The following is a 13,633-nucleotide window of genomic DNA, read 5'->3' as shown; positions in this document are numbered from 1 at the left end:
GACTATGCCGATCAGGAACTGGAAGCCCGCGCTAAACCGGTTTACTATCGAATTTGGTGAGCGGGTAACGGCTCATCTTTGACGCGTCACGGGACGTTTACACAGTTATCAGGACACTCTCCCCTCGCGTGCCTTCTCTTGCTGCGCATAGCTTCAAGTGGCTAGTTGCGAGTTACTAGTCTCTAGTCTCTAGTCTCTAGTCTCTAGTCTCTAGTCTCTAGTCTCTAGTCTCTAGTTATTGTCTTTACCTGTCTTTTCCTAGCAACTAGTTACTAGCTACTGTCTTTTCCTAGCCTCTAGCTACTAGCTACTGTCTTTTCCTAGCCACTCTCACCCTGCCCCGGAATCATCACCTCTGCCGCCGGCAAGATCGCCTGCATTTTTTGCTGCAATTCGCGCTTGGCCTGGTCGTCTCCGTGAATGATGCGTATCTGGCCCGGCGGGTGTTTTATGCGGCGGGCGAAGTTGAGCAGGTCTTTTTGATCGGCGTGGGCAGAGTAGCCGCTGAGGGAGTGAACGTGGGCACGGATATCGTAGCGCTCGCCGTCGAGCTCCACATAGCCACCGCGCGGGCCGTATTTTTGTATGGTTTGGCCCGGGGTGCCCTGGGCTTGATAACCAATGAAAACGATGTCGGTTCTGGGATCTTCGATCAGCGCCTTGAGGTAATTCACGATCCGGCCGCCGGCGCACATGCCGCTGGCGGCGATGACAATGCAGGGCTCTGCGGTACTGCGCACCAGGTTGACGGCGGTTTCATGCTGGTCGTGGCTGTCTACGGTATACAGTTGCTCGAAGTTTAACGGGTGGCGCCCCGTGCGCACCCGCTTAAGCGCTTCTTCATCCCAGTAGGGTTTGAGCTGGCGGTAGGTTTTTGTGAAGCGACTGGCCAGGGGTGAATCCACAATCACCTGCAAGTTGGCCCAGGTATCCTTGTAGAGTTTGTGGGTGGACAGATCATGCACAAGGCTTTCCAACTCATAGAGGATCTCTTGTGTGCGCCCAATACTGAACGCCGGAATCAATACCGCGCCGCGATCCTGATAGGCACGCTCAATCACGGCCTTTAACGCCAGGCGCCGTTCCTTGCGCCCCTGATGCAAACGATCCCCGTAAGTGCTTTCGATCACCAGCGTGTCGGCCCGATACGGGGATTTGGGTGGTGGCAACAACGGTGCATAGGGCGCGCCCAGATCACCGGAAAATACCACCCGATGCTTGTTTAACAACTCGTCACCGGCTGCTGAACCCTGTCCCTGACGGGCTTTCTGTTGAGCATCACCACTGGCAACAGAGAGGCTTTGGTCACTCCGCTTTTGCACCTCACACTCGACATAAGCCGAACCCAGAATGTGTCCCGCAGGCTGTAACTTGATGGCAATACTGCCATCGGGCCCTTCAATGACCGATTGCCATTGCTGATACGGCAAAGGCTTTAAGCGCTGCTCAATCACCCGCAGAAATTTTTCGACCAGCGCCCCATTGCGGGTGAAACCAATCTTGATGGCGTCTTCCAACACCAGCGGCAACAATTTTGCGGAGGGAATGGAGCAATAGATGGGCCCTTTAAAACCTGCGGCCAGCAGGTAGGGAATGCGCCCCACATGGTCAATGTGCACATGGGTCACAACCAACGCCTGGATATGCTCAATGGGAAAATCGATTTCCAGCTGATTGGCCGACGCCCCCTTGCCGGAGGTCTCGGCTCCCTGAAACAGACCGCAGTCAATCAGAATGCCTGGACCTTCCTGGCCACCGAGACGTGAAGACAATGACAGCTCGTGACACGAGCCAGTGACACCGTTAACGGCGCCGTGATGTTTGATGTTAAAAAAATTCATAATCCAATCCTTGGAAAAATAAAAGCGGCTAGTGGCCACCCCAGGGTGCCTAGTCTTGCTGCGTTATTCACCTTGTTAGTGGCTAGTTTCTAGTGGCTAGTGGCTAGGAAAACACAAACAACAAAACCAAGCCCTCCTTCTCCGTGCCCTTTTCTGTCTATTCGCACAACCTTCCAGGCTCTTCTTTTCCTGTCCTGTCCTAGAAACTAGCTACTAGCTACTGCTTTTCCTATCTTTTCCTAGCGTCTAGTTACTAGCCTCTAGCTACTGCTTTCTCCCTACTTCTTTTTGACGGCATATACCGCACCACCCAGGCCAGCGAAATCAGCACCACGAAGGTCGCGGCGTTGGCCGGTATTTGTAAATTAAAATCCACGGTGCTGTGCAGTAACAAGGCGATAACGGCCATCATCGGGGCGAAGGCCATGGCCTGGAACAACAGGGTTTTGCGCTGCCGCATGGTTTGCGCGGCGGTCATCAATGTCAGTATGATCAAGGTCAATAACGGCAAGCAGCCCAGCACGCCGTGTTCGGCCAGAAATTCGAAGTAGTCGTTGTGGGCGTGATCGTAGTAGATCGGTATATCCTGCTGGCGGTATTGTGGAAAGGCGGTGTAATAACTGCCCGCACCGGAACCCAGCAACGGCTGCTGTTTGATCATGGTCCAGGTGTCGCGGTTGACCTCGTCACGGGTTTCTTTGGTGAAGGCCGTGGTCTCCAACCGCTCGGCGACCTTATCGATACCGAACCAGGCTCCAACAATCAAAGAGTCTATCAGCACCAGGCTGACCAGCAGGATAATACTGCCGCGTGTGATGCGTTTGGTCAGCCACAACCAGCAAAAACCCGTGACCAACAGACTGACGAAGAATGCGGTGTTGCCCATGCGTGACTTGGTCAGCACCAGCGCCACCACCATCATGGCCAGGCCGATACGCACCCGTACCTTGGAGCCCAGCAGTGTGGTCAACATTCGCCTGCCCCGTTCACGCCAGCCTTGCGAAGACTTCTGATACAGATCGGACAGTAACAGACCGGTTCCCGCTGCAATGCACAGGGTCAGGTAGTTGGCGTAGTTGTTTCGATTCCAAAAGGTGCCGGTGGCCACGCCGTGAAAACCGCCCTTTTTGATAAAGAAACCGTACTCTGCCCCCGACAAGGTCATCAGGCTGCCGTACAAGCCCTGAAACACCCCAACCACCAGCAGAGTAATTGCCAGCCATTTCAATCGCTCTTTGCTGTTCACCAACACCAAAGTGAGAAACGCCAGGGCAATAAAACAGAGAGTGGTGCGCAGGTGAATCCAGGTAATCTGTGGGTCGATGGAGACCGTCGCCCAACTGCCCGGTTCCAGCGCGGGATTGAGCGGCCGCAGCATCGCCACCACCGCGGAGGGTAACGGCAGCAGCTGAATGGCAATCACCGCCGCAAACAACGACAAACACCCCAACAAACTGCGGCTGCTCTGCAGTGCCGGTGTCGCCACGAGTTTTTCACGGGACCACGACATAACCCACCAGGCGACAAGCCCAAAACTGATTAGCTCCATCAAATGCCAGGCCCAGGGGCGATTACTGCCGAGCGGCAGCGGAATCCAGACCAAGAGGGCGAGAAAGCTAAAAAAGATAAAACGATCGGGGGCTTGGCGAGTGTGTGGCATCTGTTTCTAGATTCTTAAAAAAGAAACGATGATACAAGTTGCCGGTCGGCGATGACAGCCAAGCAGTCACCATAATTTACATTTGTACGAACAGAGTGGTCGATTTGACAGAGTGGCGAGTCAGCCCAGGCTGCCCTCTCTTGCTGCGCAATTCACCTTAGGCGAGATGACGAGATGACGAGATGACGTGTAGTGGTCAACTAATTCCGGACAGTGATTTAAGGTTTTCTTCTTTAACAGCTGGGGGCAACCCATCATTGGCTGCATGGGGCCTGCGCTGGTTGTAATAGGTCATTAGATACCAGCCAATATCCATGGTTGCTTCTGTAATTGACCGATAGCCACTATTGGGTACCCACTCCGTTTTCAGGCTTCGGAACAGCCTTTCCATCGGAGCGTTGTCCCAGCAGTTGCCCCGGCGACTCATACTCTGTTCAAAGCGATAGCGCCAAAGCCGCTGCCTGAACCTCAGGCTGCTGTACTGAGATCCCTGATCGGAGTGGAACATAAGTCCCTCCGGCCTGCCTCGGCGGTGGTACGCATCATCCAGGGCCTTAATCGTCAAATTGGCATCCGCCCTGTCCGACAGCGCCCAACCGACCACCCGGCGAGCGTAGAGATCTATGACCACCGCCAGATACACCCATCGCGATCCGGCCCAGATATAAGTGATATCACCGCACCAGACCTGATCCGGGCTGTCCACGGTAAACTCCCGGTTCAGGTGGTTGGGGATGTCCAGACGCTCTACCGCGGCCTGCTTGTACTTATGCGGACCGGGTTGTTTGCAGGTCAGCCCCAACTCCTTCATCAGGCAGCCAATGAGAAAACGACCAGCGTGAACACCGTTGTCCGCCAGCAGGCGCTTGATGGTGCGGGTACCCGCTGAACTACGGCTCTCCCGAAACGCCTGATTCACCTGGTTTTTAAGGTGAGTCCTACAAGGATTTACCTGAGCCTTGCTGCGGCGATAGTCGTAATAGCTGGACCGCTTCACATCAAACGCCCGACAGACCTTATCAATCGGCTCCTGCTCACTCAATTGGTCTATCAGTTGGTACGATTCCACTCGTCCGACATCAAGAGAGCTGTAGCCTTTTTTAGTATGCGCTTCTCTGTCTCGAGGTCTCGAATACGCTTTTCCAGCTCCTGGATACGCTTCTGCTCCGGGGTCATCGCCTTGCTGGCTGGTGTGACGCCTCCCCGTTCAGCCCGAAGTTGATCGACCCAGCGTCGAAGGGCTGTTGCTCCAATACCCAGGGAGCGGCACGCTTCGGAGATCGAATAGCCCTGATCCAAAACCAGGGCAGCTGCATCATGTTTAAATTCTGTCGAAAAGGATCGACGTGGTCTTTTCATTGAACACCTCACTGGCGGTGATTTTACCACCTATGTTGGTGTCCGGGATTATTAGACCACTACAACGAGATGACGAGATGACGAGTAAAGGCTACCACCCACTTAATAGTAAAAGGGGCTTACTCATGCATTAATCTTTTTATCTCGAATCTGCACTTATCTGCCCCTATCTCGAATCTGTCTTTATCTGCCCCTATCTCGCATCTGCCCCTATAAAACCAACAGACGAAAAAAAAGCGCCCGAAAGCGCTTTTTTTGAACCAGAAGATTAACGAATTAATCTTCTTCAACAGCCTCAGCTGCTACCGGACGGTCAACCAGCTCAACGTACGCCATTGGGGCTTTATCGCCAGTGCGGAGACCACACTTCAAGATGCGAATATAACCACCTGGACGGGTCTCGTAACGAGGACCCAGTTCGCTGAACAGTTTACCAACAGCGGCTTTGCTACCCAGACGACTGAAGGCCAGACGGCGATTTGCCACACTGTCTTCTTTCGACAAAGTAATCAAAGGCTCTGCCACGGAACGCAGTTCTTTGGCTTTGGCCAAAGTTGTTCTGATCAACTCGTGCTCGACCAGTGAAATGGTCATGTTTTTGAACATGGCCTTACGGTGCGAAGCGTTGCGATTCAGTTGACGGCCACTATGACGATGACGCATAACTCTAAATCCTTACAAACTGATTTCTACAGCGATTAAGCTACAGTAAATCTTGTTAACAACCGCCGCCTAGCTCTGTTTAGGACCTAAACAGTCCAGAGCGGCGGCCTATTTTTACGCTAATTTATCGTCGTTTGCGAGGCTGGCAGGTGGCCAGTTCTCCAAACGCATACCGAGAGACAAGCCGCGTGAAGCCAGAATGTCCTTGATCTCAGTAAGAGATTTCTTACCCAGGTTAGGAGTCTTCAGCAGTTCTACTTCGGTGCGCTGAATCAGATCACCAATGTAGTAAATATTTTCTGCTTTCAGACAGTTGGCTGAACGAACAGTCAACTCCAAGTCATCCACTGGACGCAGCAGTACAGGATCGATTTCTTCCTCTTTCTCTTCAGGCACAACTTCTTTTTCGCCTTCCAAGTCTACGAATACCGCCAGTTGTTGCTGCAGAATAGTAGCAGCGCGACGGATCGCTTCTTCAGGATCGATAGTACCGTTGGTCTCCAGATCAAGGATTAACTTGTCCAGGTCTGTGCGTTGCTCAACACGTGCACTTTCAACTTGGTAAGCCAGACGCTTAACCGGGCTGTAAGACGCATCCAGCTGCAGACGGCCAATTGCACGAGTTTCTTCTTCGTCGTTATGACGAGCATCAGCAGGCTGGTAACCGCGACCACGGGCAACAGTCAATTTCATGCTCAATTCAACATCACCAGTGATGTTGGCAATCACATGCTCAGGGTTTTTGATCTCAACTTCGTGATCAACCTGAATGTCGCCAGCGGTAACTACGCCGGGGCCTTTCTTGCTGAGCGACAACACGGCTTGATCTTTACCGTGCATAACTACAGCAACACCTTTGAGGTTCAACAGGATTTCGATAACGTCTTCCTGAACACCTTCAATGGCACTGTACTCGTGCAACACACCGTCGATCTCTACTTCAGTCACGGCACAGCCGGGCATGGAAGATAAGAGAATACGACGCAACGCATTACCAAGGGTATGACCAAAACCACGCTCCAGAGGCTCTAAAACCACCTTTGCGCGAGTTGGGCCGTTTTCAGTAACGTCGATATGACGCGGGGTCAAAAACTCGTTTACAGCACTCTGCATAGTCACACCTTTAGTGGAAATTTCTTACTTAGAGTAAAGTTCAACGATCAAGTTCTCGTTGATCTCGGCTGGCAAGTCGGCGCGATCTGGTACACGCTTAAATGTACCTTCTTTTTTGTCCGAGTTAACATCAACCCACTCTACATCAGCGCGCTGAGCTGCCAAATTCAGAGCCTGCGCAATACGCAGCTGATTTTTAGCTTTTTCGCGAACAGCAACAACGTCACCAGCTTTAACCTGGTAAGAAGCAATGTTTACCGTCTGGCCATTTACGCTGATCGACTTATGCGATACCAGCTGGCGAGATTCAGCACGGGTAGAACCGAAACCCATACGGTAAACAACGTTATCTAAACGCTGCTCCAACAGTTGCAACAGAACCTCACCGGTCGCACCTTTGCGACGAGCGGCTTCTTTGTAGTAACCACGGAATTGCTTTTCCAGTACGCCGTAAGTACGACGAACTTTTTGCTTCTCACGCAGCTGCACACCGTAGTCAGACAAACGTCCGCGACGGAGGCCGTGCTGGCCAGGAGCATTTTCAACTTTACACTTGGAATCAAGCGGACGTGCGCCACTTTTCAGGAACAGATCAGTTCCTTCGCGACGAGACAGCTTACAAGTTGGTCCAATATAACGTGCCATTATCTAAGCCCCCTTATACGCGACGTTTCTTCGGCGGACGACAGCCGTTGTGTGGAATCGGCGTGACGTCAACAATGTTGGTAATTTTGTAACCAACGTTGTTTAAAGCACGTACTGCAGACTCACGACCAGGACCAGGACCTTTAACTTCAACGTCCAGATTCTTTAAGCCGTAATCTTTTGCCGCTTCGCCAGCGCGCTCAGCAGCAACCTGGGCTGCGAACGGGGTAGACTTACGTGAGCCACGGAAACCGGAACCACCAGCGGTAGCCCAGCTCAGGGTGTTACCCTGACGATCGGTAATGGTCACGATCGTGTTGTTAAAAGAGGCGTGGATGTGGGCGATCCCATCAACAACCGTCTTTTTAACCTTCTTTCTAGTAGTTTTATTACTTGGCTTTGCCATAGCAACTCTTCCTAACCTTTAACCTGTTGTAGACATTAAACCTGGGTGTTTAAAAAACTGTCCGCTGAAGAAGCCGACAACCTTTAAAACCTGACGTTTAAGACTTACTTTTTGATCGGCTTGCGCGGACCCTTGCGAGTGCGAGCATTCGTCTTTGAGCGCTGTCCACGAGCAGGCAAACTGCGACGATGACGCAGACCGCGGTAGCAGCCCAGATCCATCAAACGCTTGATGCTCATAGAAACTTCACGACGCAAATCACCTTCTACAGTGACTTTAGCGACTTCACTACGCACGGCATCCATCTCAGCTTCGCTCAGTTCACCAATTTTGGTGGATTCAGCGATGCCGGTGGCGGCGCAAATTTGTTTCGCAGTAGTGCGACCGATCCCAAAGACATAGGTCAGGGAGATAACGGCATGCTTGTTATCTGGTATATTGACACCAGCAATACGGGCCATTCAGATTACTCCACGTATAACTCAAATTGCGGCGTTGACAGCGACAGACCACCACCCTCAACACCATTAATAAAAAAGGCGCAAAAGGATAGCGGTAAAGCGCACAAAAAGCAATAGCCAGAGAGTTTCCCCCCTGGCGACAGTCAACGCCCCCATTGTGCTGATAAAAAATCACGGTTTTGTGAGCGACTTTTTATCAGTTGCCTGTGGCCAGATAGGACTTATCTGGCCACAGGCCTTAGATTCGTTATTGTGATTCCCGGTTCGATAAGTTACCGGTCGTCACACGAAACCAAGTATTAGCCTTGACGCTGCTTGTGACGTGGCTCGGTGTTGCAGATAACCCGCAGAACACCTTTACGACGAACAACTTTACAGTTACGGCAAATTTTCTTTACTGAAGCACGAACTTTCATGTTTCAAACACCTTCTAACTCAGCGGCCGAGCATCTTACCCGATTATCGGGCTGAACCATAGCCTTTAAGGTTTGCTTTCTTCATCAGTGAATCATACTGATGAGACATCAAGTGCGATTGCACCTGGGACATAAAGTCCATTACCACTACCACAACGATCAGCAGTGATGTACCGCCAAGGTAAAATGGGATGTTAGTCGCCACCACCAGGAACTGCGGTAATAAACAGACTGCCGCAATATAAACAGCGCCCACCACGGTTAACCGGGTCAGAACGTTGTCAATATATTTAGCCGACTGCTCACCGGGACGAATACCAGGGATATACGCTCCGGACTTTTTCAGGTTATCTGCCACTTCGTTCGGGTTAAACATCAACGCCGTGTAGAAGAAACAGAAGAATACGATCAGAGCAGCAAACAAGATGAAGTTCAGTGGCTGGCCGGGGCCAATCGCCAAAGCGACTTCCTGTAAAATCTCACTACCCATACCTTCGCCACCCTGACCGAACCACTGCGCCACTGACGCCGGGAACAACAGGATACTGCTGGCAAAGATCGCCGGGATAACCCCAGCCATATTCACTTTTAACGGTAAGTGACTGCTCTGGGCTGCAAACACCTTACGGCCCTGCTGACGCTTGGCGTAATTGACCGTAATACGGCGCTGACCGCGCTCCATACGTACCACCAACCACACTACCGCTACCGCCAGGAAGGTCACACCCAGTAACAACAGGATGTGCAAATCACCTTGACGAGAGCTTTCAAACGCCTGGCCTACCGCACTCGGCAAACCCGCCACAATACCGGCGAAAATCAGCATCGAGATGCCGTTACCAATACCGCGCTCAGTCACTTGTTCGCCCAGCCACATCATGAAGACCGCACCGGTCACCAACGACGTTACTGCAACGAAGTAAAAACTAAAGCCTGTCATGTAAGCCTGGCCGGAGAAACCTACAGCCATACCAGAACCCTGAACCAGGGCCAACAACACCGTCAGATAACGGGTGTACTGGTTAATCTTACGACGACCTGCGTCGCCTTCTTTCTTAAGCTGCTCCAACGAAGGCGTCACCGCCGACATCAGCTGCATGATAATCGAGGCCGAAATATAGGGCATGATGCCCAGAGCCAGAATACTCATACGCTCGAGTGCACCACCCGAGAACATGTTAAACAAACCCAGGATGGTACCCTGGTTCTGATTAAACAACGATGCCAATCGATCGGGATCAATACCCGGTACTGGAATGTGCGTACCAATACGATAAACAACGATAGCTATAAAAAGAAAACGAAGGCGAGCCCAAAGCTCGCCCAATCCTTTTTGGTTCCCTAATGGCAGATTTCCAGGGGTTGCCATAAATCAGTCTCTAATCAGTAGTCGACAGTCCAAAAACCAGAATCAAGTACCAGAATCCAGTAACTAGACACCGGCCGCTATAAAGATAGTGACCGGTTAGCTTCGACTGTCTTATTCTTCGACTTTACCGCCAGCTGCTTCAATGGCAGCTTTAGCGCCCTTGGTTACGGCCAGACCTTTTACAGTCACTGCTTTAGTCAGCTCGCCGGAAAGGAAGATCTTAGCACGCTTCATGTTGATGTTGATAACATCAGCTTGCTTAAGTGCATCCAAATCAATAACTTCGGCATCAATGCTGTTCAGCTCAGCTAAACGAACCTCTGCGGTAACGCGACCAATACGGGAAGTAAAACCGTATTTAGGCAGACGTTTCTGCATTGGCATCTGACCACCCTCGAAACCGGGCTTAACACTGCCGCCGGAACGAGCCTTCAGACCTTTGTGACCGCGGCCAGCTGTTTTACCCAGACCGCTACCAATACCACGACCTACGCGCTTTTTGCTGTGAGTGCTGCCAGGTGCAGGACTTAGAGTATTCAGACGCATCTTACTCTCCCTCTACCTTTACCAGGTAATGTACTTTGTTAATCATTCCACGCACTGAAGGAGTATCTTCTACTTCGACAGAGTGGCCGATGCGACGCAGGCCTAAACCAGCAACGCAGGCTATGTGGTTCTTCAGGCGACCAGCTGAGCTTTTCACCTGAGTCACTTTAATCATTTTCTTAGCCATGGTCCTATCCAACTATTCTTTAAGAGCTTCAGTCCCTTAGCGAGAGCAAAGCCCTTTAACTATGGGCTGAAGGCTTATCCAAAACGCCGACGGCTCTTGTCAACCGCAACAACTCAAAACCATTCGATTGAGAGTTGCTATGAGCAAGAGCCGACAATTCAGAACAATAACGTGGGAAAACCCAGATTAGTTCAGAATCTCTTCAACGCTTTTGCCACGCTTGGCAGCTACGGAATCCGGAGATGCCATCTCTTTCAGTGCCTTGAAAGTTGCACGAACCACGTTTACCGGGTTAGTAGAACCGTAGCACTTGGCCAGAACGTTCTGAACGCCAGCCATTTCAAATACAGAGCGCATTGCACCACCGGCAATTACACCAGTACCCTGCGAAGCAGGCTGCATGTATACCTTGGAGCCACTGTGACGACCAGTGGTAGCATACTGCAGTGTGTCGCCGTTCAGATCAACTTCGATCATGTTGCGACGAGCAGCTTCCATAGCCTTCTGGATAGCAGCAGGTACTTCGCGTGCTTTACCACGACCGAAGCCGACCTTGCCATTACCATCACCAACAACAGTCAGTGCAGTAAAGGTAAAGATACGACCACCTTTAACGGTTTTGGCAACGCGGTTAACTTGAACCAGCTTCTCCTGGAAGCCTTCATCGTTACGTTCTTCTTTCTTGTTAAAAGCCATATCTCAACCTTTAGAATTCCAAACCAGCTTCGCGGGCGGCGTCAGCCAAAGCCTGCACACGACCGTGGTATTTGTAACCACTACGATCGAAAGCTACCTGAGTAACGCCAGCAGCTTTAGCACGCTCGGCAACCAACTTACCAACAGCCTGGGCTGCTTCTTTGTTGCTGGTTTTTCCTGCACGTAAATCTTTATCCAAAGTAGAGGCGCTAGCCAGTACCTTGGCACCATCGGCAGCGATAACTTGCGCATAGATGTGGCGAGGAGTGCGGTTAACGCACAGGCGCATTGCGCCCAGCTCACTCATCTTTGCGCGAGCACGACGTGCGCGACGCAAACGAGATTGTTTTTTAGCGTTCATGACCTAGGCCCTACTTCTTCTTAGCTTCTTTACGACGTACATGTTCGTCAGCGTAGCGTACACCCTTGCCTTTATAAGGCTCTGGTGGACGAAATGCGCGGATTTCCGCGGCTACCTGACCGAGCAGCTGTTTATCAGCGCTCTTCAGTACGATCTCAGTCTGACTTGGGGTCTCAGCTTTTACGCCTTCAGGAAGGTCATAAACAACCGGGTGGGAGAAACCCAGAGTCAGGTCTACAGAACTGCCCGCGGCTTTAGCACGATAACCAACACCTTGCAGTAACAGCTTCTTCTCAAAACCTTGAGAAGCGCCGACTACCATGTTGTTTACCAGAGCACGTGTAGTGCCTGCCAATGCGCGAGACTGCTTGGCGCCATCACGAGCAGATACGTTCAGAACGTTTTCGTTCTGAGCTACTTCAACACTGCTGTGGATGGTATGGGCCAATGTACCATTGCTGCCTTTAACTGTAAGATCCTGACCACTCAGGGTTACAGTTACACCAGCGGGCACTTCAACCGGACTATTTGCAACTCGTGACATAACGAATTCCCGTTAAAACAACTATTACCGTTAGCTGCAGAGCAGCTAAACGGGGTTAAAATACGGTGCAGAGAACCTCACCACCAACGCCTTGAGCGCGAGCAGCACGGTCAGTCATAACACCTTTACTGGTAGAAACGATAGCGATACCCAGACCACCACGAACAGATGGCAAGCCATCTTTACCAGAGTAATTACGCAAGCCTGGACGGCTTACACGGTCAAGCTCAGCAATAACTGGCTTGCCGTCGAAGTATTTCAGCTCAACGGTCAGTTGAGGCTGAGCATCTTCGCTCACTGAAAAGCCGTTTACGTAGCCTTCGTCTTGAAGAACGCGTGCAACGTTAATTTTCAGTTTTGAAGAAGGCATGGTTACATCAACCTTGCCGACTTGTTGAGCGTTGCGGATACGAGTCAGCATATCTGCCAACGGATCTTGCATACTCATAAGTTTCTGCTCCTAAATTCAGCTTACCAGCTGGCCTTAACCAAACCTGGGACATCACCGCGCATCGCAGCTTCGCGAAGCTTGTTACGGCACAGACCAAATTTGCTGTAAACACCGTGTGGACGACCAGTGATACGACAGCGGTTACGCTTACGTACTGGGCTGGCATCACGTGGCAGTTTCTGCAGCTTAACCTGAGCTTCCCAAACTTCTTCTTCAGAAGAAGTCTGGTCGGCAATGATAGCTTTCAGAGCTTGACGCTTAGCGGCAAACTTTGACACTGCATTGGCACGCTTGGTTTCACGTGCGATCATTGATTTCTTAGCCATGATCCGTTTCCTTAGCCTTTAAACGGGAAGTTGAATGCTTTCAACAAAGCAAGGCCTTCCACGTTATTACGCGCTGTGGTGGTGATACAGATATCAAGACCGCGCAGCTTATCAACTTTATCGTACTCAATCTCTGGGAAGATGATTTGTTCAGTCACACCCATTGAGAAATTACCACGACCGTCAAACTGCTTGGGGCTGATACCACGGAAGTCACGAATACGTGGGATCGCAATGCTAACCAGGCGCTCAAGAAACTCATACATGCGCTCAGAGCGCAGAGTTACTTTACAGCCGATCGGCCACTCTTCACGTACTTTAAAGCCAGCGATGGATTTGCGAGCTTTGGTCACAACTACTTTTTGACCAGAGATCTTTTCCAGGTCGCTGACAGCATTTTCTAAGACTTTCTTGTCACCGATTGCCTCACCAACACCCATGTTCAGGGTGATTTTGGTGATTTTGGGCACTTCCATAACGTTCGCAAGACCAAGTTCTTCTTTCAACTTGGCTGCGATTTCGTTTTGGTAAAGTTCTTTCAACTTAGCCATGTTCAATTACCGTCTGCTTATGCCGTTAACTCGGCGTA

General features: G+C 51.1%; 18 protein-coding genes. All 18 read right to left on the bottom strand.

Annotated features, from left to right (window positions below; all coding sequences use genetic code 11):
• Positions 1-320: 320 nt before the first annotated feature.
• Complete coding sequence (locus tag G8770_RS12460; RefSeq protein ID WP_167186982.1) at positions 321-1,841, bottom strand: MBL fold metallo-hydrolase RNA specificity domain-containing protein; 1,521 nt, start codon at positions 1,839-1,841, stop codon at positions 321-323.
• 253 nt (positions 1,842-2,094) lie between these two features.
• Positions 2,095-3,501: an O-antigen ligase family protein gene (locus G8770_RS12455; protein ID WP_167186980.1), complete on the bottom strand. Its 1,407-nt coding sequence runs from the start codon at positions 3,499-3,501 to the stop codon at positions 2,095-2,097.
• Between the two features lie 196 nt (positions 3,502-3,697).
• Positions 3,698-4,860, bottom strand: a protein-coding gene (locus tag G8770_RS12450) for an IS3 family transposase (RefSeq protein ID WP_167186977.1) whose coding sequence is annotated in 2 segments (ribosomal slippage) — positions 3,698-4,605 and positions 4,605-4,860 — 1,164 coding nt in all. Because the reading frame shifts where the segments join, the coding sequence is not laid out codon by codon here.
• Positions 4,861-5,136: 276 nt separating this feature from the next.
• Positions 5,137-5,523 carry a 50S ribosomal protein L17 gene (rplQ, locus tag G8770_RS12445; protein WP_167186974.1) on the bottom strand — a complete coding sequence of 129 codons (387 nt, stop codon included), beginning with the start codon at positions 5,521-5,523 and terminating at the stop codon, positions 5,137-5,139.
• A gap of 114 nt (positions 5,524-5,637) precedes the next feature.
• Complete coding sequence (locus G8770_RS12440; RefSeq protein WP_167186972.1) at positions 5,638-6,636, bottom strand: DNA-directed RNA polymerase subunit alpha; 999 nt, start codon at positions 6,634-6,636, stop codon at positions 5,638-5,640.
• 24 nt (positions 6,637-6,660) lie between these two features.
• Positions 6,661-7,281 carry a 30S ribosomal protein S4 gene (rpsD, locus tag G8770_RS12435; RefSeq protein ID WP_167186969.1) on the bottom strand — a complete coding sequence of 207 codons (621 nt, stop codon included), beginning with the start codon at positions 7,279-7,281 and terminating at the stop codon, positions 6,661-6,663.
• Between the two features lie 13 nt (positions 7,282-7,294).
• The gene (rpsK, locus tag G8770_RS12430; RefSeq protein WP_167186966.1) at positions 7,295-7,687 is read right to left on the bottom strand and encodes a 30S ribosomal protein S11; all 393 of its coding nucleotides are present in this window, start codon (positions 7,685-7,687) and stop codon (positions 7,295-7,297) included.
• 104 nt (positions 7,688-7,791) lie between these two features.
• A complete protein-coding gene (rpsM, locus tag G8770_RS12425; RefSeq protein WP_167186962.1) occupies positions 7,792-8,148 on the bottom strand; it encodes a 30S ribosomal protein S13 in 357 nt (118 codons plus the stop codon).
• Positions 8,149-8,447: 299 nt separating this feature from the next.
• Complete coding sequence (gene rpmJ / locus G8770_RS12420; RefSeq protein ID WP_167186959.1) at positions 8,448-8,564, bottom strand: 50S ribosomal protein L36; 117 nt, start codon at positions 8,562-8,564, stop codon at positions 8,448-8,450.
• Positions 8,565-8,607: 43 nt separating this feature from the next.
• Positions 8,608-9,933 (bottom strand): preprotein translocase subunit SecY, encoded by a 1,326-nt coding sequence (gene secY, locus G8770_RS12415; RefSeq protein WP_167186956.1) that lies wholly within the window; start codon positions 9,931-9,933, stop codon positions 8,608-8,610.
• A gap of 111 nt (positions 9,934-10,044) precedes the next feature.
• Positions 10,045-10,479 carry a 50S ribosomal protein L15 gene (gene rplO, locus G8770_RS12410; protein ID WP_167186953.1) on the bottom strand — a complete coding sequence of 145 codons (435 nt, stop codon included), beginning with the start codon at positions 10,477-10,479 and terminating at the stop codon, positions 10,045-10,047.
• Between the two features lies 1 nt (position 10,480).
• Positions 10,481-10,666 carry a 50S ribosomal protein L30 gene (gene rpmD, locus G8770_RS12405; protein WP_167186950.1) on the bottom strand — a complete coding sequence of 62 codons (186 nt, stop codon included), beginning with the start codon at positions 10,664-10,666 and terminating at the stop codon, positions 10,481-10,483.
• 186 nt (positions 10,667-10,852) lie between these two features.
• Complete coding sequence (gene rpsE, locus G8770_RS12400) at positions 10,853-11,362, bottom strand: 30S ribosomal protein S5 (RefSeq protein WP_167186948.1); 510 nt, start codon at positions 11,360-11,362, stop codon at positions 10,853-10,855.
• Positions 11,363-11,372: 10 nt separating this feature from the next.
• Positions 11,373-11,723 carry a 50S ribosomal protein L18 gene (gene rplR, locus G8770_RS12395; RefSeq protein WP_167186945.1) on the bottom strand — a complete coding sequence of 117 codons (351 nt, stop codon included), beginning with the start codon at positions 11,721-11,723 and terminating at the stop codon, positions 11,373-11,375.
• A gap of 10 nt (positions 11,724-11,733) precedes the next feature.
• Positions 11,734-12,267, bottom strand: a complete 534-nt coding sequence (gene rplF, locus G8770_RS12390) for a 50S ribosomal protein L6 (RefSeq protein ID WP_167186942.1) — start codon at positions 12,265-12,267, stop codon at positions 11,734-11,736.
• A 55-nt stretch (positions 12,268-12,322) separates the two neighbouring features.
• Positions 12,323-12,715 carry a 30S ribosomal protein S8 gene (gene rpsH / locus G8770_RS12385; protein WP_167186939.1) on the bottom strand — a complete coding sequence of 131 codons (393 nt, stop codon included), beginning with the start codon at positions 12,713-12,715 and terminating at the stop codon, positions 12,323-12,325.
• Between the two features lie 23 nt (positions 12,716-12,738).
• Complete coding sequence (rpsN, locus tag G8770_RS12380) at positions 12,739-13,044, bottom strand: 30S ribosomal protein S14 (RefSeq protein ID WP_167186937.1); 306 nt, start codon at positions 13,042-13,044, stop codon at positions 12,739-12,741.
• An 11-nt stretch (positions 13,045-13,055) separates the two neighbouring features.
• Entirely contained in the window at positions 13,056-13,595 is a 540-nt protein-coding gene (gene rplE, locus G8770_RS12375) for a 50S ribosomal protein L5 (protein WP_167186934.1), read from the bottom strand.
• Between the last annotated feature and the right edge of the window lie 38 nt (positions 13,596-13,633).

Origin of the sequence: Pseudomaricurvus hydrocarbonicus (genome assembly GCF_011602365.1) — a bacterium.
Taxonomy (GTDB): domain Bacteria; phylum Pseudomonadota; class Gammaproteobacteria; order Pseudomonadales; family Cellvibrionaceae; genus Pseudomaricurvus; species Pseudomaricurvus hydrocarbonicus.
The sequence above is the reverse complement of the archived record's forward strand: the minus strand, read 5'-3'. Positions and strand labels throughout refer to the sequence as shown.

What these genes read in the sequence shown, in the direction of transcription:
- G8770_RS12460 (WP_167186982.1), bottom strand. Translation starts at nt 1,841, where the DNA reads ATGAATTTTTTTAACATCAAACATCACGGCGCCGTTAACGGTGTCACT.
- G8770_RS12455 (WP_167186980.1), bottom strand. Translation starts at nt 3,501, where the DNA reads ATGCCACACACTCGCCAAGCCCCCGATCGTTTTATCTTTTTTAGCTTT.
- rplQ (WP_167186974.1), bottom strand. Translation starts at nt 5,523, where the DNA reads ATGCGTCATCGTCATAGTGGCCGTCAACTGAATCGCAACGCTTCGCAC.
- G8770_RS12440 (WP_167186972.1), bottom strand. Translation starts at nt 6,636, where the DNA reads ATGCAGAGTGCTGTAAACGAGTTTTTGACCCCGCGTCATATCGACGTT.
- rpsD (WP_167186969.1), bottom strand. Translation starts at nt 7,281, where the DNA reads ATGGCACGTTATATTGGACCAACTTGTAAGCTGTCTCGTCGCGAAGGA.
- rpsK (WP_167186966.1), bottom strand. Translation starts at nt 7,687, where the DNA reads ATGGCAAAGCCAAGTAATAAAACTACTAGAAAGAAGGTTAAAAAGACG.
- rpsM (WP_167186962.1), bottom strand. Translation starts at nt 8,148, where the DNA reads ATGGCCCGTATTGCTGGTGTCAATATACCAGATAACAAGCATGCCGTT.
- rpmJ (WP_167186959.1), bottom strand. Translation starts at nt 8,564, where the DNA reads ATGAAAGTTCGTGCTTCAGTAAAGAAAATTTGCCGTAACTGTAAAGTT.
- secY (WP_167186956.1), bottom strand. Translation starts at nt 9,933, where the DNA reads ATGGCAACCCCTGGAAATCTGCCATTAGGGAACCAAAAAGGATTGGGC.
- rplO (WP_167186953.1), bottom strand. Translation starts at nt 10,479, where the DNA reads ATGCGTCTGAATACTCTAAGTCCTGCACCTGGCAGCACTCACAGCAAA.
- rpmD (WP_167186950.1), bottom strand. Translation starts at nt 10,666, where the DNA reads ATGGCTAAGAAAATGATTAAAGTGACTCAGGTGAAAAGCTCAGCTGGT.
- rpsE (WP_167186948.1), bottom strand. Translation starts at nt 11,362, where the DNA reads ATGGCTTTTAACAAGAAAGAAGAACGTAACGATGAAGGCTTCCAGGAG.
- rplR (WP_167186945.1), bottom strand. Translation starts at nt 11,723, where the DNA reads ATGAACGCTAAAAAACAATCTCGTTTGCGTCGCGCACGTCGTGCTCGC.
- rplF (WP_167186942.1), bottom strand. Translation starts at nt 12,267, where the DNA reads ATGTCACGAGTTGCAAATAGTCCGGTTGAAGTGCCCGCTGGTGTAACT.
- rpsH (WP_167186939.1), bottom strand. Translation starts at nt 12,715, where the DNA reads ATGAGTATGCAAGATCCGTTGGCAGATATGCTGACTCGTATCCGCAAC.
- rpsN (WP_167186937.1), bottom strand. Translation starts at nt 13,044, where the DNA reads ATGGCTAAGAAATCAATGATCGCACGTGAAACCAAGCGTGCCAATGCA.
- rplE (WP_167186934.1), bottom strand. Translation starts at nt 13,595, where the DNA reads ATGGCTAAGTTGAAAGAACTTTACCAAAACGAAATCGCAGCCAAGTTG.